This is a genomic window from Methanobrevibacter sp., from assembly GCF_045112895.1.
GTDB lineage: Archaea > Methanobacteriota > Methanobacteria > Methanobacteriales > Methanobacteriaceae > Methanocatella.
The window spans coordinates 1-25,069 of record NZ_JBGUIH010000025.1 but is presented as its reverse complement, the minus strand read 5'-3'; the positions used below and the strand labels follow the sequence as shown (position 1 = coordinate 25,069).

General features: G+C 37.7%; 23 protein-coding genes and 1 pseudogene. 6 read left to right on the top strand and 18 right to left on the bottom strand.

Annotated features, from left to right (window positions below):
• Positions 1-447 precede the first annotated feature (447 nt).
• The 8 genes from ACJMLD_RS05605 to ACJMLD_RS05570 form a co-directional block, all read right to left on the bottom strand.
• Positions 448-1,029 carry a 30S ribosomal protein S3ae gene (locus tag ACJMLD_RS05605; RefSeq protein WP_405268984.1) on the bottom strand — a complete coding sequence of 194 codons (582 nt, stop codon included), beginning with the start codon at positions 1,027-1,029 and terminating at the stop codon, positions 448-450.
• Positions 1,030-1,509: 480 nt separating this feature from the next.
• Entirely contained in the window at positions 1,510-1,830 is a 321-nt protein-coding gene (locus ACJMLD_RS05600; protein ID WP_405268981.1) for a NifB/NifX family molybdenum-iron cluster-binding protein, read from the bottom strand.
• A gap of 2 nt (positions 1,831-1,832) precedes the next feature.
• The gene (mtnP, locus tag ACJMLD_RS05595; protein ID WP_405268978.1) at positions 1,833-2,612 is read right to left on the bottom strand and encodes an S-methyl-5'-thioadenosine phosphorylase; all 780 of its coding nucleotides are present in this window, start codon (positions 2,610-2,612) and stop codon (positions 1,833-1,835) included.
• 5 nt (positions 2,613-2,617) lie between these two features.
• Positions 2,618-4,066, bottom strand: a complete 1,449-nt coding sequence (locus ACJMLD_RS05590) for an RtcB family protein (protein WP_405268975.1) — start codon at positions 4,064-4,066, stop codon at positions 2,618-2,620.
• 126 nt (positions 4,067-4,192) lie between these two features.
• Entirely contained in the window at positions 4,193-4,660 is a 468-nt protein-coding gene (locus ACJMLD_RS05585) for a hypothetical protein (RefSeq protein WP_405268973.1), read from the bottom strand.
• Positions 4,661-4,670: 10 nt separating this feature from the next.
• Positions 4,671-5,018: a hypothetical protein gene (locus tag ACJMLD_RS05580; protein WP_405268970.1), complete on the bottom strand. Its 348-nt coding sequence runs from the start codon at positions 5,016-5,018 to the stop codon at positions 4,671-4,673.
• A 239-nt stretch (positions 5,019-5,257) separates the two neighbouring features.
• On the bottom strand, positions 5,258-5,578 hold the full coding sequence (locus tag ACJMLD_RS05575; RefSeq protein ID WP_405268967.1) for a hypothetical protein: 321 nt from the start codon (positions 5,576-5,578) through the stop codon (positions 5,258-5,260).
• Positions 5,579-5,609: 31 nt separating this feature from the next.
• Positions 5,610-6,023, bottom strand: coding sequence for an archease (locus ACJMLD_RS05570; RefSeq protein WP_405268964.1), 414 nt, complete (start codon positions 6,021-6,023; stop codon positions 5,610-5,612).
• 88 nt (positions 6,024-6,111) lie between these two features.
• Here ACJMLD_RS05570 and ACJMLD_RS05565 point away from each other — a divergent pair, with 88 nt between their 5' ends.
• Positions 6,112-6,291, top strand: a complete 180-nt coding sequence (locus ACJMLD_RS05565; protein WP_405268961.1) for a hypothetical protein — start codon at positions 6,112-6,114, stop codon at positions 6,289-6,291.
• A 107-nt stretch (positions 6,292-6,398) separates the two neighbouring features.
• On the opposite strand, the gene ACJMLD_RS05560 is transcribed toward ACJMLD_RS05565, so the two are convergent.
• From ACJMLD_RS05560 to ACJMLD_RS05550, 3 genes are all read right to left on the bottom strand, one after another.
• Positions 6,399-7,508, bottom strand: coding sequence for an ORC1-type DNA replication protein (locus ACJMLD_RS05560; protein WP_405268959.1), 1,110 nt, complete (start codon positions 7,506-7,508; stop codon positions 6,399-6,401).
• A 23-nt stretch (positions 7,509-7,531) separates the two neighbouring features.
• Positions 7,532-8,257, bottom strand: a complete 726-nt coding sequence (locus ACJMLD_RS05555; RefSeq protein WP_405268956.1) for a 6-hydroxymethylpterin diphosphokinase MptE-like protein — start codon at positions 8,255-8,257, stop codon at positions 7,532-7,534.
• A gap of 64 nt (positions 8,258-8,321) precedes the next feature.
• Positions 8,322-8,993 carry a YitT family protein gene (locus tag ACJMLD_RS05550; RefSeq protein ID WP_405268953.1) on the bottom strand — a complete coding sequence of 224 codons (672 nt, stop codon included), beginning with the start codon at positions 8,991-8,993 and terminating at the stop codon, positions 8,322-8,324.
• Between the two features lie 185 nt (positions 8,994-9,178).
• Between ACJMLD_RS05550 and ACJMLD_RS05545 the strand changes: the two genes are divergently transcribed.
• The 4 genes from ACJMLD_RS05545 (at position 9,179) to ACJMLD_RS05530 (ending at position 11,963) form a co-directional block, all read left to right on the top strand.
• Entirely contained in the window at positions 9,179-10,321 is a 1,143-nt protein-coding gene (locus tag ACJMLD_RS05545; protein WP_405268950.1) for a pyridoxal-phosphate-dependent aminotransferase family protein, read from the top strand.
• A gap of 372 nt (positions 10,322-10,693) precedes the next feature.
• Entirely contained in the window at positions 10,694-11,110 is a 417-nt protein-coding gene (locus ACJMLD_RS05540; RefSeq protein WP_405268947.1) for a GerW family sporulation protein, read from the top strand.
• Between the two features lie 90 nt (positions 11,111-11,200).
• On the top strand, positions 11,201-11,707 hold the full coding sequence (locus ACJMLD_RS05535; protein WP_405268945.1) for a DUF2953 domain-containing protein: 507 nt from the start codon (positions 11,201-11,203) through the stop codon (positions 11,705-11,707).
• A complete protein-coding gene (locus ACJMLD_RS05530; protein ID WP_405268942.1) occupies positions 11,700-11,963 on the top strand; it encodes a hypothetical protein in 264 nt (87 codons plus the stop codon). Before ACJMLD_RS05535 ends, ACJMLD_RS05530 begins: the two co-directional genes overlap by 8 nt.
• A gap of 28 nt (positions 11,964-11,991) precedes the next feature.
• Here ACJMLD_RS05530 and ACJMLD_RS05525 read toward each other — a convergent pair whose 3' ends face one another.
• Both ACJMLD_RS05525 and ACJMLD_RS05520 read right to left on the bottom strand, forming a co-directional pair.
• Positions 11,992-13,524, bottom strand: a complete 1,533-nt coding sequence (locus ACJMLD_RS05525; RefSeq protein WP_405268939.1) for a thiamine pyrophosphate-binding protein — start codon at positions 13,522-13,524, stop codon at positions 11,992-11,994.
• A complete protein-coding gene (locus tag ACJMLD_RS05520; protein ID WP_405268990.1) occupies positions 13,521-13,979 on the bottom strand; it encodes a dCTP deaminase domain-containing protein in 459 nt (152 codons plus the stop codon). Before ACJMLD_RS05520 ends, ACJMLD_RS05525 begins: the two co-directional genes overlap by 4 nt.
• A 66-nt stretch (positions 13,980-14,045) precedes the next feature.
• Between ACJMLD_RS05520 and dmpI the strand changes: the two genes are divergently transcribed.
• Positions 14,046-14,234: a 4-oxalocrotonate tautomerase DmpI gene (dmpI, locus tag ACJMLD_RS05515; RefSeq protein WP_405268936.1), complete on the top strand. Its 189-nt coding sequence runs from the start codon at positions 14,046-14,048 to the stop codon at positions 14,232-14,234.
• A 108-nt stretch (positions 14,235-14,342) separates the two neighbouring features.
• On the opposite strand, the gene ACJMLD_RS05510 is transcribed toward dmpI, so the two are convergent.
• From ACJMLD_RS05510 to ACJMLD_RS05490, 5 genes and pseudogenes are all read right to left on the bottom strand, one after another.
• Positions 14,343-15,284: a hypothetical protein gene (locus ACJMLD_RS05510; protein WP_405268933.1), complete on the bottom strand. Its 942-nt coding sequence runs from the start codon at positions 15,282-15,284 to the stop codon at positions 14,343-14,345.
• 91 nt (positions 15,285-15,375) lie between these two features.
• Positions 15,376-20,448, bottom strand: coding sequence for a collagen binding domain-containing protein (locus tag ACJMLD_RS05505; RefSeq protein WP_405268930.1), 5,073 nt, complete (start codon positions 20,446-20,448; stop codon positions 15,376-15,378).
• A 172-nt stretch (positions 20,449-20,620) separates the two neighbouring features.
• Positions 20,621-22,459: a hypothetical protein gene (locus ACJMLD_RS05500; protein WP_405268927.1), complete on the bottom strand. Its 1,839-nt coding sequence runs from the start codon at positions 22,457-22,459 to the stop codon at positions 20,621-20,623.
• Between the two features lie 136 nt (positions 22,460-22,595).
• On the bottom strand, positions 22,596-24,566 hold the full coding sequence (locus tag ACJMLD_RS05495; RefSeq protein WP_405268924.1) for an Ig-like domain-containing protein: 1,971 nt from the start codon (positions 24,564-24,566) through the stop codon (positions 22,596-22,598).
• Between the two features lie 77 nt (positions 24,567-24,643).
• Positions 24,644-25,069 (bottom strand): annotated as a pseudogene (locus tag ACJMLD_RS05490) (hypothetical protein); the annotation flags it as partial.

Below are 25,069 nucleotides of genomic sequence, written 5' to 3'. Positions count from 1 at the left end.
ATTTATTTTAGACAATCATAATATATAAAGTTTCTTTTTTATAAAAAATATAAAAAAATTAAAAAATATTCAAAATATATTAGAAAAAGTATACATAACTGAAAAAATAAGCATGTAAAAAATAGAACAAATCCACAAATAATGAAAAATCGTGAAATGAGTTTATTTGAAGCTTCACAAACTAAACAATTTCCATAAAGGATACTTCCAACTTAAACACAAGAGCACTATGGAAGATAAAAATAATCAAACTACTAATTAAAATAAACATATATGAAAAAATTTCATAAAAATAGTAAAAAACTATAATGCTTTTAAAAAAAAAATGCCATTTTAAAACAGATTAAAATCACGAAAATGCTCAAAAAAGCATAGAGATTAGTCAATTAATCAAATAATGCGAATGTAAATTAAATTTAACTTAAAAAAAAGAATATGAAAGTAATCTTATTTGATTACTTTACTTTTGATAATTTCCACCCTTTTAAGTGGGTAGATTTTTTTAGCATTGTGATAAATTTCAGATGCTAATTTACCGTTTACAACAACTTTGACCAATTCATCAAAGGATTTTTCAGCTGCAGCTTCGACAAGCAAGTCTTCAATTGTTTTTCTCATGTATCTTTGTTGGGAAGATTTTGCTCTTCTGATGGTTACTGCAAGTACTTGAAGTTTTAATTTGCGGCCATCTTTGGTTTTTACGATTGCAGAAGCGTCGATTCTGGAAGTTCCTCTTCTGATCATGCTTCTTACATAATCGGTAGTTGTCTTGTGTCCGGTGAATTTGGTGTTTGCAACTTCACCTGCAACATTATCGATTTCAAACCTGAGTTTGATGTATTGTTTTGAGAAGTCTCCGGTCAATTCTCTCATAGTAACTTCTACGCCTCTACCAATGAGAAGTTCTGGATCTTTTGCTGGAGTTTCTCCAATTTCTTTATCTTCAAAATTCACTGGTGTTTTGATAGTATACCAGGATTTTTCTTTCCATGTATCACGTACTCTACGTCTTGCTTTTGATTTTGCCATTATATCAACCGTTAAAATTTATATTATTATATATAGTAATTTAGCGTTATCGCCATAAAATTTTATAAAATAGTCTCTAAATTAAATATAAAACACAAACTAAACTGTAAAAATGATTTTAAATAAGTATAGTTTTACAATCATTTATTAGACTATAGTGAGCTTTGCTCACGTTATTTAAAGAAAATATATTTAATTAAGTTTTAATTTATAAAACCCGCCCATTAAGGTTGTTATTAGTTATTTTATTCATAATATATAAAGATTATTGAAATTTTAAAAATAAGCTAAACTTCTGGACATTAAAAGAAAAAAGAAATTTCAAAAGAAATTTCAAAAAGAAAAAACAAATGGCAAATTGAACTTTAAATCAAGAATCAAGCCATTCTGATTGAGATTTTAAAAAAGTTCAAATAGATTGAAAACAGTATACAATATATTTTTTTGCCTTGTAAAATATTAGATTTTAGATGAAAAATCCTAATTTTTCATGAAATTGACATGATCAATGTATCTTTTCAGGACCTCATCAATAGGACCTTCGTCTTCCACCAATTTTATTCCAGCATCTTCGGCCTTGATTTTAGACTTGAATCCATATTGAACTGCAATCAGAACATCACAATCCTCACATGCCTTTATGACCTTGCCTCCCTGATGTTTTGAATCCTCTGCAATTTCAATATCCCTTCTTTCTACAAAATCGACATCCTCATCATAGTCATATACATATACTGACTTTCCCTTTCCGAGATGCAAATCAACATTTTCACCATCTGATGATACAACAGCCAAACGCATAATCAATCTCCTTTATTATTATGTACAATTTCCGCACTGCCCAGTGCATGGTGGCATCTGCAGTCCTTTGAATCATCGAAATTTCTTATGAAATTATATATCAATTCAAAAAGTTCGCCCTTCTTTTGGCTCATGATTTCGAAAACTTCATCCGTTGACAATTCATGCTGTGATATTCCCGCAGCAAAATTGGATACTATACATATTGAACTGTAGCATATTTCCCTTTCACGTGCCAAAGTGACTTCAGGAAGCCCTGTCATTCCGACTAAGTCTCCTCCAAGCATTTTAAACATTCTGATTTCAGCCGGAGTTTCAAATCGAGGACCTTCTGTGCACACATATGTTCCCCCAAGAATTACATCACCTGATTTGTCCAGAACATCCCTTAAAGTTGGGCAATATGGTTCAGTTACATCTATATGAACCACCTTATTTTCAAAGAAAGTTTTGGCCCTGTTCTGTGAAAAATCCAGAAAGTCGTCTGGAATCACGAAAGATCCGGGAGGCATGTTTTCGTTCATTGAGCCTACTGAGTTTGTAGCGATTATCTGCCTGACACCGATTTTCTTCAAGGCTTCAATGTTGGCCCTGAAGTTGATTTTATGCGGCGGAATGGAATGGCTTTTAGCATGGCGGGGGATGAATGCAACCTGTTTAGAAAACATTTCCAGAATTGAAACCTCTACTTCCCCATAATCAGTTTCCACTACCTTTTTAGTGCTTGAATCGGCATTTTGAGTGATTTCATACACTCCACTACCGCCAATTATTCCAATCATTTTAACTACCCTTTGCAAACGGATAACGGTTTGACTTTTGCAACAAGTTTGGCAATGCCAGTTTCATCAGATACACGAACAACACTGTCAACATCCTTATAGGCGCCAGGCGCTTCCTCTTCGATGACATGCTTGCTGGTAGCTTTAATCTTGATGCCTTTTGATGCCAAATCATCGGTAATCTTGTCTGCATCATACTGCTTTTTGGCTTTGGACCTTGACAATACCCTTCCTGCACCATGAGATGTGGAGCCGAAAGTCTCTTCCATTGCGGTTTCAGTACCGTGGAGGACATATGAAGCGGTTCCCATAGTGCCCGGAATCAATACAGGCTGTCCGACAGCCCTGTATTTTTCAGGAACTTCCTCATATCCCGGACCGAACGCACGGGTTGCTCCTTTTCTGTGAACCAACACTTCCATTTCACGGTTATAAACCTTATGAGTTTCCATTTTAGCGATATTGTGAGCCACATCATAAACGATGCCCATTTCCATGTCCTTTGCGGATTTTCCTAAAACATCCTCAAAGGTTTCACGAACCCAATGAGTCATCATTTGCCTGTTTGCCCATGCATAATTGGCCGCAGCAGCCATAGCTTGAATATAATTCTGTGCTTCCTTAGAGTCAAGCGGAGCACATGCCAATTGCCTATCTCCAATGTTGATTTTGTATTTTTTATATGCCTTGTCCATTACCCTCAGATAATCTGAGCATATCTGGTGGCCGCAGCCTCTGGAACCTGAATGAATCATGACTACAATCATTCCCTTTTTAAGGCCGAATACTTCTGCGACTTCCTCATTGTAGATTTCATCAACAATCTGGACTTCCAAAAAGTGATTTCCTGAACCGAGAGATCCCAATTGAGGAATTCCCCTCTTTTTGGCCTTATCGGACACTATGCTTGAATCAGCATCAACCATTCTTCCATTTTCTTCGAGAACTTCCAAATCTTCAGGCCATCCGTAGCCGTTTTCCACTGCCCATTCGGCGCCGTAATCCAATACATCGTTGATTTCGTCCTTTTGAAGCTTGATTTTTCCTTTGCTTCCAACGCCTGAAGGAATGTTCTTGAATAGCTTTTCTGTAAGCTCGTCGAGATGTTCCTCAATATCCTCCAGGGTCAGGTTTGATTTAATCAGCCTGACTCCGCAGTTGATGTCAAATCCTACTCCTCCAGGAGACACTATGCCGTTTCTTAAGCTGAATGCGGCAACGCCCCCTATTGGAAATCCGTATCCGAAGTGAATGTCCGGCAGCCCAATGGAATATCTTTGAACGCCCGGAAGGCAAGCGACATTGACTATTTGCTTGACGGCACCTTCCTCCAGTTCGTCAAAATGTTCATCAGCAATGTAAAATCTTCCGGAAGCCCTCATCTTCTTGTCATAGGCTCCAGGAATTTCATAAACGTTATCCCTAACTTTTTTAATTTCATCTTTGATACTCATAAAAATCACTAAAACATTATGGTTTAATATTTAGTAGTGGTGTTTAAATAAAGTTTTGGTAATCTAATGCAGTACATCAAACATGACTCATATATAGAGTCAATTCCATATATTTGGCCCTGCATATTAATGATTGTAATAACCTGAGTAATGCCTAGATACTTCTTTAAGACTTAAAGCGGATTTACCACTAAGATTGCAACTTGTTTCAAATATAAAGAATTCTATACCCAAATTAAGTTTTAAAACTAACTCATCAATTTCTTGATTAATTAACTTAATTTCTTCCTTAAAACCATTATTAAAATCATGGTCTAAAGCTTTTACAACCAAAAGCAGTTGGGGAGTAAATAATGGATCAACATCTAATTCTAAATGAAACGATGCATAAGGAACATGTTTTTCTAGAAGGGGTTTAATTTGATTTAAAATAACAATCAAACCCCTATGTTTACAAAAAAAATTATGAATTTCATCATAATTCTGGAATGGAAAAATATCTTTGATTTTACTGAATTCATTTTCAAATAAAATATCATCTTTATCCAGACGATTTACAAATTCAATTTCTTCTTTAAACCCCGTATTTTTCATTAAAATGCCCCTAATATTCTGGATGATTTTTAAAATAATCAATAGCACCGAAAGCTATTTCTAAATCTTTTTTATTATCCTGCAAAAATTTCTTGAAATGTGAAACATCAAAATCCCCATCATAATCTGCTTGATTGCGAACTACCCTTAATCTATTAAAAATATTATAGATTTCCTTTTGTGTACAATCATCAGAGCTCCTAAGTTCTGCAGATACTTTACGGTGAACATTTCCTTCCCTGCTTTGCAAATCATATTTATGATTTACATTAATTAGATATCTCCTAAGCACGCCAAATAACCCATAATATTGCCTACTGATACCTGAACGGACATATTCTTCACTATCTTCACTCAACAACAAATACCCCAATATTATAAATTTTTTCCAATCGAACATTATTTCACCATTTATTTTACTAAATAAAATTGCCTTTACAAAGAAATATTGCTCTCACGTGAGAAAATTTACATCAAATAGAAGTAATTTTGCTTGAAATTTCAATCTAAGATATAATATGGAATTAATAATTAAAAAAGCTTTTGTTGTATCCCAAAACAGGATTATGATGGAAAATCAATAATATAAAAAAAGAATTATTTTCTAAACAGTGCGGATATGCCCGCAATAAGCAAAAATATTGCGCTTATCACATTGATGTAATCGGATCCGACAATGACGAACATGGTTGCTATTATGAATCCCACTCCTGCCAATTCGGTGTTCTTTTTGACGTAGTAGCTTGATGCAATACCTAAAAGGGATGCAATAATAGCCACCAATCCTAAAAAAGGAGTGTGCACATGTCCAAAGCTTTCAAGAAATATCAGAAAGGAACCTGACAATATTCCGATAATCGAACCGATTATGCCCAATACCATTTCGAAGTTTCTTGATACGGTTCTAGTTCTTTTCATGCTTATAAATATGTTTCCTATATTATATATATTATAAGTCAACTATCGCCTGAAGTTCGACATGATCTGATTTTTTTACATGCATTTCATGAAATGTTATGGCCTTTATTTCGGTTTTCCTCTCATGCTTGTCCCAATCGATGGTTTCACCTTTGATTGTTGCCTTCAAATGGAGATTTTCATCGATTTCAACATGAAATTCGCCAAACAGCATGAATTCGACTTCATGGTAGAACAGAAGCTCTTCGAGATAGTCATATAAAAGAGATACGTTGTCTTCTGAGGTTATTTCAAATGATATTTCATTTTTAGAATCTATATCCTCAGTATCTGAAATTATATTAAAAATGGCCAGTCCTGCATTTTCAAATGCTTCATTCAGGTTTTTGCCATATGCCCTAAAGCCAATATCGGCAGTAACTTCAAAATACTCAAATTTTTTCATGGATTTTCCTCAAAAATATTACTTTTCAAATGCTCTCTTGCTCTTTTTTTATATATGGTCTTTCAACAATTTAAAAATAGTGATTAACATGTTCGGAAATAATGACACCACAATTCAAGCAGATTTAAGAAAAAGAAGCAGCATAAAAGACGAAATTATGTACAGCGGCATTGATGTTCAATCTTGCATGGTAATGCTTGCAGTTATAGCAGTATTACTTTTATCAGTAATTTCTGTCGTAGCAGCTCAAAATCCCTACATTATCTAGTGGATTTGACTGATTTTAAAATACCAAACCCTTAGCTGCTGCCACATTAGATTGCAGGCTTGCCATGCAATCAATCTAATGAAGAAATTCAACTCCATACAGGAAAACTAGATTCCATAATCTTCGGGGTTAAAACGCAATATGATTTCTCTGGAATTTCCCCTAACCCCTTTTCCTGTAAATTTGGTATCAACTAGCCTTACAAATTCCAATTTATCCAAGGTTCTGTTAAAGGAAGCATAGCTGGAACCTGTCTTTTCTATATACATTTCACCCAATTCGCCGGCTTTGCAGACGCCATCCCAATCAACAATTATTTTCAGCAACTCGGTTTCCGCATCATTCAGAGAATTCAAGGTTTCTCTGACATTGATTGAAACCAGGGAATCTATGGCCTTGTCAAAGTGCTCTTGAGTAATTTCACGGCTTGCTGAAGCTTCTGCAATATTTCCGCAGGACTTTAGAAGGTTTATTCCAATTCTCAAATCACCGTTTTCTTCAGTGTACATTGCAACTTGCTCCAAAATATCATCAGGCAAAACATTTGGGAAGAATCCTGCCTTTACCCTGTCTCTTAGGATGTTTTCGATTTCGGAGTATGTGTAGAGCGGAAAATTGATTTCCTGAGGAATGAATACGGTATTTACATTCTTGTCAAAGGCATATTTGAATTCCAAATCGGAAAGGATTGCAAAAATGGATGTTTTTACACCAGGGTATTCCTCATATGCCCTTAAGACATCATAAAATACTTTGTTAGCAGTTTTTGACTGGAACAAATAATTGACATCATCAAATGCGATAATCAGGGATTTGCTTTTTCTTTGAAGATCCTGCATGATTTGGTCGTAGATTCTTGAAAACGGAATGCCTGTTTCGGGCGGGATATGTCCGAATATCTTTTTGTAGACCTGTGAGAATATTCCGAAACGGGTTGTGTGAATTTGACAGTTAATATAAACACAGACTACCTTTTCAGTGTTTTTTTCAACAAGTTCAAAGACTTTTCTGATAGCAGTTGTCTTTCCTGTTGCGGGAGATCCCAAAACAATTGCATTTGATGGCTGGCCTCCTCTCATTGCAGGCCTTATTGACATTGCCATCGCTTCCATTTGTGTGTCTCTGAAATTATAATTCGGAGGCATATAATCCGGATCAAAAGCGTTTATATCTTGAAAAAGACTTTCATCATACATTAAAATATCTTCGATTCCCATGTTATCATATTATATATAAACTATTATTTATTATTAATCAAATTGATTATTTCAACCGGCTCGTTTTCCTTAATCCAATCGATCAGCATTTCTGCATATCTCAATTTCTTCTTTTTGAAATCATCGGCCTGAGCGGTTTTAGTGGTTAAGTTAGGCCTTGAATATTGAGTTACAATATTGCCGAAGTCCATTCCGGCCAATGTGATTTCAGATGCTCCGAGGGCCACCGCCAAAAATACTGCCCTATCACCATCGGTAAATCCGCCGAAGTTGTAGAGGTTTCCAATAGGCTGTGATTGTGTAGTGCCCAGTATATTGGTGAAAAATGGAATTAATGTTGCAATTTTGTTGATGTTGTCTGCATGGGCATGAATGACAACATTGGCGCCTTTCAGGTTAGCTAAAACTATATCGTCAAGATTCCCATCCAGGTCGGTTGCAATGACATCCGGAATTATCCTCTCTTCAATCAGTGCAGTTGTTGCACCGTCTGCAGGAAGCAGAACATAATCCTTAAGGTCATATTCATCTTTCAGCAATTGGATATGTTCCTTTATGGACGGTCCGGCACCGAATACTATGAATTTGTCTGAAAAGCTTACAAGCTCCCTCAATTCCTCCAGGGTAAGGCAGCCTTCAACAGACAATATCTCGTCCAATAGCTTTGCTGATTCCTCATCACCGCTTCTTGAAAAACCGAAATCATCAAGAATTTCCTTATAATATTTTTCCCAAAGTCCGAATTCCATATCTAAACCTCACTATATTAATTTTAGCTTTTAATAAATTAAATAATTTATTGTTGACGGAAATCTATTTATGGACAACATTGATTTGCCTGCCCGTGATATGCCTATACAGATTTGAAATCTGCCTTAATGTAAATCCGACAAAGAAAGCAGAGATTACCGTACCGATATATACCGCACCAAACACGTTTGTATACCATAGCCAGCACATTATCAAAGCCAACGCAACTACCGTAGCATCAAATCCGATTTTGACTGAAGAAAATCTCCATCCGGTTACAATGGATATCGCCTCAACGCAGCCTTCGCCAGGAAGGGGGGCGATGTTTGAAGGCAGATAAATGAATATCCCCAATGCGATTAGGAAAATGCTTAAAACAAGATATGCGAAACACATCAAGACTGACGCATCAAAGGGAATGGATGAGACAAAATAAAGGGCCACATCCGTAAAATAGCCGAATACAACACAGTTAATCAGCTGAAGCAATCTTTTCTTTTTGAATTGGGATTGCAAAATCAGGAATTGGACCACTATCAATCCTGCATTGAATAGAAAGGTAGTCGTTCCGACACTTAAATTGGTAATCAATGCCAATGCATAGGCCATGGAACTGATTGGAGTTGTTCCAAGTGTAGATGTGATTGAAAATGCAACGCCGAATGACATTACGAACAGTCCAAAAACGAATGTAAAAATTCTCTTAAATGTGAGCTCTTCTCCATTAAATTGCATATACTATCATATATACTAATCACTGTTTAAAAAACTTACTTCCAATCTAAACATTGTCCTGAAATGTACAATGGATTTTCCTCATAACTGAATAAAATAACAAATGGAAAATATTTAATAACTATTAAGATTAAAGATAAAAAGTAGCTTGAAGTAAAGCTAATGTTTTATATTGGAGGAATGTAATGAACGATATCTTATTAATGCTTCCTGGACCGACAACAGTACATCCAAGAGTGCTTAATGCAATGTCAAAAGCTGTTGTTAACCACAGAGGCGCAAAATATGGAGAAATATTAACTGAAACTACTGAATTAATGAGTAAAGTTTTCCAAACCCCAAATGATTCTTATTTATTAACCGGATCTGGAACTGCTGCTATGGAAGCGGGTATTGCAAACACCGTAGCACCTGGAGAAAAAATGTTGAATGTCGTAGGTGGAAAATTCGGAGAACGTTTCATGAAAATAGCTCAAACCCATGGAATCGATGCTCAGGAATTAGCTGTCGAATGGGGAACTGCCGTTACACCTGAAGCCATCAAAGAAGCTCTTGAAGCTGACGAAGACATCAAGGCAATCAGTGTAATCCACAACGAAACTTCTACCGGCGTAGCTGCACCTATTGAAGAAATCGGTAAAGTAATGAAAAACTATGATGCATTGTACATCGTGGACACCGTATCTTCCCTTGGAGGAGATTATGTGGATGTCGAAAAGTTCGGCATTGACGTTTGTCTTACCGGATCCCAAAAATGTTTGGCCGCACCACCTGGAATGGCAGCCATTACCTTAAGCGACGATGCATGGGCCGCTGTTGAAAAAGTGGAAACCAATACATTCTATTTAGACTTGAAAGCAGCAAGAAAAAGTGGTTCAAAAGTGCCTCCTCAAACTCCATACACCCCATCCGTTTCATTGACTTATGCAATGAACGAAGCTTTGAAAATGGTTATGGAAGAAGGACTAGAAAACAGGGTTGCACGCCACCATAAAGCGGCTAAAGCCAGCGTAGATGCTGTTAAAGCATTAGGTTTAGAACTCTTTGCAGACGAAGCGGTATCATCAGCTACCGTAACCGCTGTCAAAATGCCAGAAGGAATTACCGATGACCAATTCAGAGGAACTACACGCGACAAATATGGCGTTGAATTGGCAGGCGGACAAGACCACTTGAAAGGAAACATTTTCAGAATCGGACATATGGGAAATATTTCCTACAAGGAATTGACTCAAACCTTTGCTGCAATCGGTATGACTTTAAAAGGCTTAGGCGTAATCGACGACGCTGGTGCCGGTGTAGCATCAATCGCAGAATCATACTTATGATTCTGTTTTCCTATTTTTTTTGATTTTATATTTCATTATATGTTATGACTTTCTGATTTTTTCATTTCAGGGAATATATTTTTTACATTGAAGCTTTCGTTATAAGTTATAATCAAGAAATTATGTAATAAATTTTTTACATCATGATTTTGTTATAAGTTATACCCAATGTCGATTTCCAATGAAAATTGCTTATAAGTGATAAGTTACACTTGAAATGGATGTCTAAAAAACATGACTTACAACTTATAAGAAAAAAGTTACACTTGAAACTTATGTCTATATTTTAAAAAAAATATTACTCTCCATAATTCGGAAAAATTTTTTTAATATTAAAGACAAATATTAGTTTACAATTCGGATGTGAAAACTATGTCAGAAAATATTAGAACAACTGTCGAAGAATTACGTAAACTTATTAATGTGGAAAATGTAATTGGAAATCCAATAGAAACCGAAGACAAGCTCCTGATTCCTGTAATGAGAATGGGAGTAGGATTTGGAGCTGGATCAAACATAATGGGTAAAGATGGAAGCGATGCCGCCGGTGCCGGTGCCGGTGTGGAACCGATTTCAATGGTATTGATTCCTAAAAAAGGAAACGATGCTGAAGGCGTTCGCGTACTTGACTTGAGCAAAGGAAATGAAACAAACAAGGCATTGTCTGATTTAGGACTAATCATAAGCGACCTGATAAAAAGTTATACCGGATCAAAATCCGATGAGGAATACGACGAGTCAGAATATATAGAACCGGAATTCACCACTAAAATAGACATAGACGACTAGGCACAAAACATGTTGAACATCCTACTGATGATTATCCTTATAATCATCTCCTTTATTATTATCCTGCTTTTTATTGGAGTTAAAATCGCCTTGATTTATGATAAAAAAGGCAGCAAACTTGAAGGATGTTTGAAAATACTTATTTTAAAAAGAATCAAAGTTTACTCTCTTGAATATCCTGGAGAAGATGAACAGGAAGAACTTCCCGAATATGAAGAGGATGAAGAAGAGGATTCAAGAGAGCTTAAAGAGATATTGGATTTAGCAAAACCTTGTTTTGAAGACTTTAAAGAATTTTTAAGCTCATTTGTTGATTGCATCAAGATCAAAAAGCTTAACAATCATCTTATTTTTGGCCTTGACTCCTATGTGGATACCGCAAAATACATCGGATACATTTGGAGCCTATTCATCATTGTAAATGAAGCCCATAAAAATGCGAAGTTGAGTGCAGAGCCTTCATTTAATGGAAGCATATTTGATGCCAAAGGCATTAATGAACTTGACATCAACATTTTGAAGTTGATTCCACCTGCCATAAAACTGATTTCAAAAAAAGAGGTTCGTACATTGATAAGGGGTGCTATGAATGGATGAGCATATTAAAAGCCTCGCAGAAGTGCTTTTTGATATTGATGAAATCACAGAATATATCTTTCATGAAATCTGTGGACTGACATTTGTGTTCAAAAGCGAAATGCTTTTGATGAAAAGCCGCATCTCATCAGCAACGATTATACCGGTCGGAATAATATATGAAGAAAATGGCGAATATTACCTAGCTCCCCTATATGACACTATCAATATTGATGAAATTATTAAAAGTTATGTTGAAAGTTGCCTAAGCCACTGATTTTTCAAAGCAGGACCACCTATAAAAATCATTTAGGAAGCGGAATATTTTCGCTTTCCACTACAATTTCAACAACGATAGGACCATATAAATCTTTTTCTAAAAGTAGCTCCAAATCATCCAGATTATCAACCCTTATGGCATCAATTCCATAGCTTGAAGCCAATTTTGCAAAATCAGGATTGTTCAGCCTTACCTGATATGGATCCATGTCATAGAAATCCTCTTCCCATTGCCTGATGATGCCAAATTCTGAATTGTTTAGGATGAATACTATGACATCCAAATCATTTTCCCTTAAAGTAGCGAATTCCTGGATGTTCATCTGGATATCGCCATCCCCATTGATGACAATTACCTTTTCGCCTGTTGCAATGCCCGCTCCTATTGCTGCCGGAAGACCATAGCCCATAGGCGCCATTGCTCCAGGAAACAGGAACTGTCTTGGCTTATGTGATTTTTTAAGAAGTGTTGTCCAGGTCGTATGGGATCCAGCATCCGAAACGACAATGTTATTGGAGTATTTCTCCAAAATCCTTTTGATGGCCGCCTGCGGTTTCAGGTCATCATCAAGGCCTTCGATTTCAATTGCATTGTCAATCTCAAGAATTTCGCCCAACCAATCTGAATCCTTAAATCTGACTTCAAGCAAAAAGTCTTCGACTTTGCCGTGAATCGGAAAGTCCCCTATTAAGACATCCTTGTTAATGTTTACATGAATCAGATTGTCCGGAATTACCGGCAAGGTTCTCTCAGATGCCTTTATGCCCAATGCAATTATGCAGTCTGAGTTTTCAAATGCATATTTTGCCCTTGGCGTTGAGCGTATTCCCACAAGGCCCAGATTCAGCTCATCGCTTTCCGAAATTATTCCCTTTGCATGGAATGTAGTGGTGATTGGGATTTTGTGCTTGCGGGCAATCATTTCAATATTGTCCTTTTGGGTGATTGCACCTGCCCCCAAGATGAACAGCGGCCTTTCGGCATTGTCAATCAGCTCCTGAGCCTTTGTGATGTTTGACATGTCGTCCTCACATAGGTAGCATAATTTGAAGTCCTCAAAATCCTCCTGAAGCAGAACATCCTTTGACAGGTTGATGTGAATCGGCCCTTTTGGGATTGTCTTGAGCTCATAGATTGCAGCCCTTAGGGTATACATCGCTTCAGTCCCATTCAATGGGTTGTATGATGCCCTTGTAATGTGGCTGAAGATATCGAATTGAGGAGTTGTCTGGAAATGATCGGTATTTCTGTATTTCAGCTCGTTGTCACCAGTTATGACCAGTATCGGAACATTGTCCTTGAATGCTGTGGCCAGCGCCATTGTAAAGTTCAGGGCTCCTGGAGATGCGGTTGCAATGCAGACACCTATCTTGCCGCTTGACCTTGCATAGCCGTCGGCTGCATGTGCTGCCGCCTGCTCATGTCTTGTTAGGATGTGATTGATTTTTGATGTGGACAATGCCTTATAAAGAGGCATTATCTGTTCGCCCGGAATTCCGAAAACATCTTCGATTCCTTCCTCTTCAAGGATTTCAACAAATTTGCTGGCTACGTTCACTCTTCTTCCTCCTGATAGGAACCGTCATATTCTCCTGAGCCTTCCACTGAAAACACTACCGCCTGAGCGATTCTGTCGCCTGATTTGATTCTATACTCAAAATCCCCATGATTGTAAATCATGAACATCAAGGTTCCGTAAAAGCCGGGATCTCCAACTGCCGTTTGAACGGAGATAAAAGACCTTAATAGGGTAGACCTTGGAAGGTAAAGCATTGTATATCCTTTGGGGATTTTAACTTTCCTTTTAATGCTGGCCAGATAAGCCGTATGGGGTTTTAATGTGTAAATGTCGCCTTCAAGTTCTTCGAGTTCAGGCAGGTTCTTTTCATTGTCAATAAGTGAACCTGAGGTTTTTTGAATGTAAATCTTATCCAATTCTAAATCAATGCCAGAAGGCTGCACCAAATCAGCAAAATCTGGAAATAGCTTAACGAGTTCTTTTTCACCGAGCATCATATCAAATCCTTTTAATAATTTATTTATACTCAATACTTAATATATTTTAAATGGTGATAAAAAATGCCTGTAATTACAATTGCCGGAAACGACGGAATATCAATAGAAAAGAAAAGAGAAATGGTTAAGAAAGTATCTGAAGTTGTGGCTGAGGGATATGACTTGCCGATTGAAGCCATAACCGTGCTTGTTCAAGCCTATCCAAAGGAAAGCATTGGAGTGGCCGGTGAACTTTTAAGCGATAGAAAATAAGAATCATATTGGATAGGGGAGAAATGACAAGACTCCCCTTTAGTTCAAACCAAAAAAGAACTTGTATTCAATTTCTTGAATACAATTTAATATTGTCTTTTGAAATATTTAAAAATTTGTTTTGGAAAAACACTCATCATCTGTCTTTTCAATCAGATTAAGGTCAATCAGTTCATTGATATTTTTTTCTATTTTTTGAGTGAAATTTTTTGACTTATACCTTATAAGTGACCTTTCGATATCGCTGACGCTTGTGTTTTTGCCGATTGAATCATAAACTGACTGCTGGAATGGAGTCAGATTGAAGATCACTTGGCTCAGTATGGATTCGTTTTCATCGATGTTTTCAAATGACCAATTGTCATCCTTCGTTTTGACCTGAAACTTCTCTTCAAGCTCCGGAATCCTGTCCTTCAGCAGATCCAAGTGAGGATATCTTGCAAGGCCATATTTGTGCTTGGATATCTTTGCCAGAAATTCTTCATAAACCTTTTCAAGCTTTATTCTGCTTTTAAAGTTGAAATTGCCCAAAACATAAACATTGTCGTCGATAATGCTTACGACCCTATAGGAATGTGTCTCGTCATCAAACTCTATTTCCCTGAACGCATTTACATTCCAGTCATTGTCAAGGAGGAAATTCCTGACGAAGCGAGCATCTTCGAAGTTGTCATAATATCCGAAAACATAATCATCGCCGGCAATCTGCTTTTTGATTACCAGTGTGTCAAAGACCTTTGTGATGTTTAACCCGTATTTTGAATTGTTAGGGTTTCTCTTGAAGTTCTTGATGAGGTTTAGGATTGTCAGGGTGTTTGGCTGGACCTTATATTTGGCAAGCAGATGCAGCTTTTCGTCAATTACAGCCAAAACAAGGTAATCATCATCCTTTTTGATTGTCTGAGGTATTTTGTTTAGGTCCCAATCATAATGGATTAATAAATCCCTAATAAAAATGGCATCATCCAAATCTGTTATCTTGGCATAGATTTTGGATTTCTTGACAATATTAAAAGAGCTTTTGTTTTCGCGAAGATACTTTTCTGCCATAATAATAATTTTGTCTTAAAAATTAATAAAAATTGCGGATATGGACTGAAAAAAATAAGAAAAAATGGAAGATGACTCCCATTTTTAAGGTTTATCTTGTTATTACAACTGTGCTTGTGACATTGCATGGGTTATAGATATCGCTGCCTTCGATGAAAGCATTAAATGCATATTCACCTAATCTTAGTTTAATAGGTGCATGAATGTAGCCTTCAGCGTCGGTTTTGTATTTATAGGTTGCTACAGTATTGTTTACCTTAACAATTACACCCGCAATAGCATTGCCGTTGATGTCTGTTAATCTTGCTGTGTAGTTGGTGCCGTCCTGGAAAGTCATGTCAATGTCATCAGCGGTCAAGATGGTGTCCACTTTATTTACTTTGACGGATGCGGTTGTGTTTGCTGAACCGTACACTGAAGTCTCATCGAAGCTGATTGTGTAGTTGTATTCGCCCGGTTTCAATTTGACAGGGGCAGATGCTACACCGTTGCTGTCAGTATGGTATCTGTAGGTGCTTGTTCCGGTTGTGAACTTGACTGTAGCTCCAACGATTGCGTTGCCATCGGCATCGGTTAATCTGGCTGTCACATTGCCGTTCTGATAGGTTACTTCGGTGTTTGCCGCTTCAAGATTAACAATGGCTTTTTCAACAATCAATGTTTTTGTAATGCTGGCTGCCTCATATAGGTCGTTTCCTTCAAAACTGATTGTGTATGGATATGTGCCCGGTTTTAAAGTGATTGGAGCGCTTGCAATACCATCAGCATTGCTGCGGTATCTTAATACTTTAACTGTATTGTTGATTTTGACTGTTATTCCTGATACAGGATTTCCGTTAACATCAGTCAATGCTACAGTGAAATTGAATCCGTCCTTATAGCTGACAGTCACATCACTGTCATCCATGAACAATGTTGCTTTGTTGACGAAAACAGTACCTGAAGCTTCAGATGCCTCATAGATTGCGTTTCCGTCATAAGATACTGTGAATGCGTATTCGCCTGGTTTTAAAGTGACCGGGACATTGGCAACACCGTTCTCATCAGTGCGATATTTTAAAACTTTAACGCTGTTGTTGACTTTAAGTGTAACGCCTGAAATAGCATTGCCGTAAATGTCTGCAAAGCCAACAGTATAATTGCCATTTTCCCTATAGGCTACTGTAACATTGCCAAGAGAAATGACAGTGCCTATCTTGTTTACAACCACGGTTTTGTCAACAGAGACTGGATCATAAATATTGTTGCCCTCATAGCTGATGGTGAACTCATATTCTCCAGGTTTTAGCTTAACCGGAACTGTGGCGACACCATCGCTATCGGTTTTGTACTTGTAAACTCCAAGAGTGTTGTTTACATAGACAAGTGCGTTGGCAATAGGATTGCTGTCTTCATCAGCCAATGTTATGAGCAGTTCAGGGTTATCTCCGTAGGTCATAACGTCGTCTTCAACTGTCAGGACCGCAGTTTTCGTAATTTTGACAGTGACATTCTTTTCAATCACAAGAATTTCCTCATCGACTATGTAGTCATCAATTTCCCCCTCTTCAGGTTCTCCAGGAACATGTGTGACTTTGATGTTATATGTGCCTGATGCATCGATGTTCAAATCAGTCGCAGACAAGTACAATTCAGGACATCCCATATTGAAGGAAGTCATGCGGAAGAGCTCTAGTTCGCTTCCGAACTCATCTTCAAACATGGCTCCTAGGATTGAAACCTTTTCGTCCTCATCCAATTGATGGAATTCTTCCGCATCGATGCCAAGTGAATCCAGATATTCGTCATCATCTGTAGTCAATACCCCGGAGTAATGTATCCAGTTGTATAGGAGATTTCCTCCCAATCCTTCGACCTTTACATCATCCACATAGACATTGAACTGACCTGCACCGACATCAATGTAGATGCTTTGCCTGTTTGCCTCATCGGTTGCAACGATGCTTACGGCAGTGTCACCTTCACTGGAGAGGTTATTGTCGGTAATATCAACATAGTATAAACGGGCTATATCGTCAGGAGTGTTGATTTTATATACGTAATCTCCGATTCTTACGCGTTTGAATGTTAATGAATCGCTGCCATAGTTCAAATTGACTGTTACAATGCTGTTTTCCGGAAGGGTCATTAAATCAAATTCATCTAAAGTGATTATGTATTCCTGACCTAAAACTTCATAGTTGTATGCAGGATTTTCAAATTCATCGAATGATTTGTTATATAATGTGCTTTCATCATCACTGACAACAATGCTTCCTTGGCTGACATCATATCTGTCCGGCACGGAAAATTCAATGAACATTCCATTAGGGCGCGGACCCATCATTTCAGGATCATTAAGGTCTCCTGTAGTGATATTGCCGTAGAACACATAATAATCCACATTTTCATAATAGCCGTGGAGCAATACATTGGCGTCTGTAACTTCAACGGCATATGTCCAAAGACTGTTGTCCTCATCGAAGCAATCGACATTGATTTCAAAAATGTCCTTGTCTTCAAGCTGAGTCAAGTCCAGATAAATCGGATATTTATAGGCTTGTCTGGATTCATCATAGGCAGGTTCAATATCAGAGGTTGCTACGGTAGCGAAAGGTTCATAGTTTCTAGTAAATGTAACGATTACATCAGTACCGTCATTTTCAGGAATCATCAAGTAAGCCACTTCTACATTATCTCCTCTTTCAAAGGAGATTACGTCTTCATCATCACCTTCGCCTATATAGAACTCAATGCTTTCTAAAGGACCATCTTCTCCATCATCACCGTCGCGATAGAAAGTCATGTTTGCGCTTAAGCTGATTGAATTGCCGCCTTCTCCATTGTAATAATATCTTACGGTAACTTCATAAGGGCCAGGTTCCACACCATCGTCAGGCACGTAAATGCTGGCTGCGTAAACATCTTCATCCTCCTCCAGAGAATAATAGAATACCCTGTCATTTCCTTCCTCATCTGTGAAAGTAACCTCAATGATGACCTCATCCTGTGAAGGGTCGCAGATGGTGCCTGCTTGGCTGAAGTATTCGGCAGTCACTACTGCAATGATGTCTTCCTCATCGCCGATACAGTGGTCATCATAGTCAAAGAGTTCTATGCTTGCACCGTCGGATTCAATGATTTTCCTTTCGACAAATCTGACTTCACTTGATTTGTCAAAGTATATTCTGCCATTCTCTTCATCGAAGTATGCGGATAAGTTATAGGTGCCTTCGGTGACGTTCCAATCCAATTGGGAATCAAGGATGTAGTATCTATTCAAGACGCCCTCTTCACCATAGAACTGATAGTCGATTTGCTGTTTTTCTGTTAGGACATTTAGATTGTCTACAGTGTCATTAAACAATACAGTCTCTTCATCACCAGTTATTACAACCCTTCCTTCAGTTCCGTTTGGAACAACCAAATAAAGTACTGTAGAAGCGTAAAAATCATTGGTTCCAATGATAGCTCTTCCAGGGAATTCGAATGGATTTTCAAATGTATAATCATAAGTAGAAAGCAGATTCAACCATTCATCATTGTGTGAACCTAAATATTTGACTTTATAAAGTATGAATTTATAATCACCGACAGTGTCAATTTCTGTTAAATTATCAAGACTGATTTCAAAATATTTTCCCCTGCTATCCCCGATGTTGAAATAAAACCAATAATTTAAATCCCATTCATTCCACCACAGGTTAATACATGTGTCATTTGCATCTGAGTCAATAGGACAATAAACTAACAGTCTGCCATTTTTATCAAGAAGGGATGATGATTCTATTTTCATTCTGAATTTAGTATTGTCTACAATAGTCAAATGCTCATTCAAATATCTGTTTTTCCAGTAAAAATTATAATGGTCATTTTCATTCTTAGGTTCAAGATAAAGTATCTGCCCATTCATTTCACCAATGATATATTCCTGGCATTCTTCAGGCACATCATCAATGTCTTCGACATACCTGAAGTTAAAATCATCAAAAGAAGCGTAGCGTGCATCAAACTCATAACTGCCTACAGTATTGTTATTAAAACCAAAATCGCCCATTGGAATCTCGATTTCATTGCCCAGCATGTTTTCGGTGATGTTGATTACCATATATGATGGCATGACCCACTTTTCGTCATCGTCTTCGTCCTGTTCAGGAGCCCAGGAAATTACTAAGGAACCATTGTCGTATACTTCAAAGACATGAATGCACATAAGAGTTTCATTATGCATATTAAAGTCAAATTCATCATTTTCATCCCTATGAATTTGGGATATGTAGTCAAGATGGACTGTTGTCTCCACACTTTCATTCAAATCCCCATCCTCATATGAGACAACAAGGTCGTATGTTCCTGTTTCTGTATTGTTCAAGTCTTCCTTAAAGATGACATAACCGTCGTATTGGTCGAACTTATATCCTTTCATCTGATAGTTGTATTCCATTTCGGATACGTTTTTGCGGAAGTATACCTCTCCGCTGTTCTTATCCCTAACGACCAATATGCCTGTTGCATTGTCTCCAACTCTACTGTATCTGAGTTCTACTAGCTCCCTGAATGTTATTAAATCACTGTTTACGTCAAAAAAGCTGTCCTCTTCCTCATCGCCGTACCAGTCACTGAGCCTTATGTAGCTGTCGCCTTTTTCGATTTGAACATCTCTTGTACAAGGATCCTCACCACCATACCAGAATTCAAACCTGAAGGTATCTCCGTCGTTAAGATTATCAAATGATATGTCCCTAAGACAAACGTCATATCTGAATTCTCCATTATCCAATTCAATCCATCCGGTTTCATTATCAATGTCCTTAATGAGTACAGATTCGTCTTCACCCATAGCCATTCTTAAGCTGCCAGGTGTCGGTTCGGCGAGCGGATAAAGGCTGACAACAGTAACATTTTCATCATAATTTTCATTTTCTTCATCGGTGATGATTTCATCATGATTGAATTCCAAAGGATTGAATTCATCATCAGGATCTTCATCATCACCAACAGCAACATCCGTATCTTCAAAACTCAAAATTTCGTCATTCTGGGCAGGAATTTCGCTAACAGCAAAATCATCCTCCCCTGATTGCGTAGCTGCCAGATCATCTCCACTGTCGGAAGCGCTGACAGCACCAATTGTCAAAATAGCCAGCAACAACAGGCTGACCATTATTATCTTTCTGTATTTCATGATTCAACAACCCTTTAATTAAAAGATTTAATTGCTATACTTATATTTCTAATAAATTGAGTATTTATAATTTTAAAAAAAAAGTTGAATAGTGGGCAACTCATTTTGAAAACAATGAACAAATCAATATCATTAAATGAAAAAAAAATAAGAAGAATAGAGAAATCAATCCCTATCTATAAATCTTTACAGTTTTCTTAACAAAAGCCTTTGAATAGGTGACTTTGTAAATGTATTTTGCACCCACTTTAAGCTTTTTAAGCGCTGACTTTTTAATGGTAAACTTGGCAACGCCCTTTTTGCTGGTTTTTGCATAGTAGTTTTTGCCGTTTAATCTAAGCGTTAGCTTTTTGCCTTTGAGGTATTTGCCGTCAACCTTCTTGAGGGTTGCGGTGATGACCACCTTTTTGGCTGATTTTTTGACCTTTCCCGCTTTTGTAGTTATAATCTGCTTTACGGTTACCTTTTTGGATGCAGATTTGCCTAAAGCGGTAGCTTTTATTGTATACTTTTTGTTAGGCGCATATTTGGCAGGTATGTTAAAGCTGGCTACACCATTCTTGTTTGTCTTGACTGTTTTAACAAGCTTATTATCAATGTAAAATTTGACAGTTGTCTTAGCTGCAACCTTGCTCTTTGTTTTATAAACCTTCACTGAATATTTGCCAGTATACAATACGCTGGCGGCTTTATTAAAAACTATTTTTGGATAAGGAGCCACTACATTAAATTTCACTGTTTTTTGAGCGGATTTGAAGTATTTATCACCTGCAAATTCCACTTCTACAGAATAAGTTCCCGCAGCCAATCCAGAAATGGTTTTGCTTGCCTTGCCGCCTACCACTTCAACCTTTTCACCGTTGACCGATACGTCGCCGGTGACATTTTCGTTGATGGTGATTTTGACAATTGCATTTTCACCCGCCTTAATGTCAGCCACACTTACGGTTAATCCTGAATCTGCTTTTGCATAGACAACCACATTTGAGGTTTCAGAGCCATTCAGATATATATCATCACCATAATAGATGACAGATATCTCATGTTCCCCAATTATCAGTCCAGAGATTGTATCATTGGCTTTACCGTCAACTAAGGTAATGTTATTTCCATTGATTGAAACGATACCCGTAGCATCTCCGACTTCAACGCTGACCAACAGCTTTGATCCGACTACAATCCTTGCTTCATTAGTGATTGAAATTGTTGGGGCCAACTTATTGACAGTCACATTTGATGTTACCGTTACGGCTTCGTAATTTTCACTTTCAGGGATGGTGGTGACATATAAGGTGTAATTACCTATATCCAAACCTGAAACGGTAATCACATTGCCGTCAACACTTACTGCATCAGGATATCCTTCAATGTAGGCATTGATGCCTGACGCTCCAGTTAAGACCGCAGTTGCATTGCCTGAACCCTTATAGTCAAAGACTATATTCGGCAGCGCTACTGTGGAGTTGATCTTTTTGACAACAAATGTTGTATAATTTTCACTGGCAAGGAATGATTCGCTAGCTTGTATGATTGCCTTAGCGGTGTAGTTTCCACTTGCCAAATCGGAAACTGCAGTTGTTCCACTGCCGTTTGTTACACTTACTGTGTAGTTATCATCCGCAATCTGAACTAAAACTTCTCCTGAGAATGTTTCGTTAGTTGAGATAACAACAGTTGCATTACAGCCAAATTCAATATCATCAACATTAATCTCCAATGCAGGATCAATTGGAACTATGGCTTCGGTGCCGTTTCCCGTATCATTGGCATCAGGTGTTCCTGTACCGTTGGTACCGTTTCCTGTTGCGTTATTGTCCTCTTCAAAATTAGATGAATCATTGTTTTCAGTCCCATCGCTTAATGCGTCAACATGAATAGAATCTTGCAAAAGAACCTGATTTCCTGCATCCTCGCTAACCGTTAAATTATCGGCATCATCTGATGCGTTAACAGCACTAATCGTTAAAATAACCAGCAACATTAATGTTACCAGAATCTTTTTATAATTCATAGTACAACCTTCTGTGTTAAATCGATATTCAAATGAATATAGTATTATTTTTGACAAGAAAGCTTATATAAATTTTGATTATCAATTTTGAAAAAATAGGAAATAGTGTATAAAAACACACGTCTGTAAAAAATATTTACCTTTTGAGCCTAGTGGTCTTTATGATTGAAGTTTTTAAATAACTGACGCTATAAGTGTACATTCTGCCGACTTTAAGCTTTTTGAGTACTGATTTTTTAACGGTTACTTTTGCAATTCCCTTACTGTTGGTCTTTGCCTTATATGATTTTCCTTTAAATTTGAAGATGACATATTTGCCCTTGACCGGCTTTTTGCCTTTCTTGAGGGTTACACTGAGCACGACCTTTTTGGCGGACCTTTTGATTTTTGCTGTATTCAGGCTTAAAATCTGCTTTACTGTGAGTTTTTTGGTCACTTTTACTCCATCACAGATTAGTGTCAGAGTGTATTTTCCAGGCTTCAATTTAGGCAGGTTGAATGTTGCAACGCCGTTTTTGTTTGCATACTTGCCGTATGTCCTTTTGCATATCTTGAGGGATACATACATTCCTCCGGCCGCTTTAGGTCCTTTCATGATCTTGACGCTGTACTTTGCGGCATCGGTGTAGTATGCCTTCGCGTTCTTGGCCTTGATTGTAGGTTTGAGGGGAACGTAGATTTCTGATTCTTCCTTATCGACCTTGAAGTCGCTTCCTGTGTATTTTGCTGTGATGTTGTGGTACCCTGCCTTTAGACCAGCAAGAGAAATTGAGGCTTTGCCCTTGTTGAGCTTTTGGCTTTTGAAAAGCTTTCCATCTACATAAACCTTTAAAGTGCCTTTTGCATTGCTTGGCAAAGTCAAGGAAACCTTTGTGTATTCATCGGCAAACCAGTCGGGGACTTTGATTCCATAGCATATTGTGAAGCTGTGGGTCAGGGAATAGCTGTAGTACTTCTCATCGCCCTTGAAGTCGAATGAAATTGTGTGGTTTCCGGCGCTCAGTTTGGAGACGTCAAGCTCGATCCAACCTGAATTGTCGATTGTGAACTTCTTGACTTTAACGCCGTCGATTCTGATGTCAATCAAATCCTTGTTGAAGTCTGTCGGAACGACTATGACTACGTCATCCTCATCGCCGTATATGAATCCGTTTCCCCAGGCTTCCACATAGTAGCTGACGTTTGCCAAAACCCTTTTGGATTTTGTAAAGTTGCCTGCGGTGTATTGGACTTCAATCCATTGCTGGCCGCATTTTACGTATTTGAATAAGGATTCCAAAAATTCGCCGTTCTTGTCTAGCTTTCCTGTCAATGCTAGCTTTGAATCAATGAAAACCTTTAGGGTTCCATTCCTATTCTTCAAGGTTTTTGCAGTCAGGCAGTCGTCATGCTCCAGAACTATGTTTTTCGGGATATTGATTATCATGTCGACGACCGTGAAATTGAATGTCCTGTCTGATGAAAGATAATAGTCATCACCTGAATAAATCACTCTTGCCGTGTGATTGCCCAATTCCAGTGAGTTGAAGTTTGAGATGTTTGGATGTGTGAAAATGGTTGTATTGAGCTTTTCTACAGAAACTCCGTCAATGCATATCTCTACAGTCCCATTTGCGGTTTCCGGGAAAATCAGAGATGGAGTCTGGTATGTTGAATTGTCATCCTTTAGAATCTCCTGAGGGATGCCTGACCCGTAATCATGTTCGGGCCTGTACTTCATGAGCTTCAGGTCATGAGGGATGTCAAGTGCAATGTCGTTGTAGAAAACACCTATTTTGTGTGAAGTGTGGTCTGTCATCCTGTTTACCACAATATAAGGCAATTTGGACTCCGGAATGGTGACCGGTATCCTGACTGATTTGTTTACAATTTTTTCATTGTAGATTTCGACCTCATCGACTGTCGCCTTCAGATTCCCTTGGGCGTTTTCCGGTAGATTCACTTCAATATCAACCGGATCCTCTTCATAAACCTTTTCTGGAAATGAAACGCCAATGTCTTCAGCTATCTGGCTGTCGTCCAGTGTAGCATTGTCTTCAGCGCTGACTGCACCGACAGTCAAGATAACCAATATGACTGATAAAATTAAGAACCTGTTTAATTTCATGTTTAAAGTTTAGTATATAATATAATATATAGATTACAATTGGTTAATAAAAAAAGAAAAATAAGGGAATAAATTCCCTATTTTTTGACTTTAGCTGTCTTTTTGACAGTATCTTTAAGATAGGTTGCCTGATAGGTGACCTTTTTGCCTACTTTAAGCTTTTTCAAGACTGCCTTTTTGATGGTGACCTTTGCAACACCTTTCTTGTTTGTTTTTGCCTTGTAGGTTTTGCCGTTGAACTTGAAGGTCACTTTCTTGTTTTTGAGTGCCTTTTTGCCCTGCTTTAATGTTGCTGTTAAAACCAGCTTTTTGGCGGATTTTTTGACTGTGACTGTCTTTAAGGTTGCAACGTGTTTTACTGTCAGTTTTCTTGTAATTTTGACTTTGCCGTATTTTGCAGTAATTTTGTAGCTTCCAGGTGCTTTTGTGATTTTCAGGGTTGCATAACCGTTTTTGGTTGTTTTTACATTTTTGACGTATTTTCCGTTGATGTAGAATTTGAC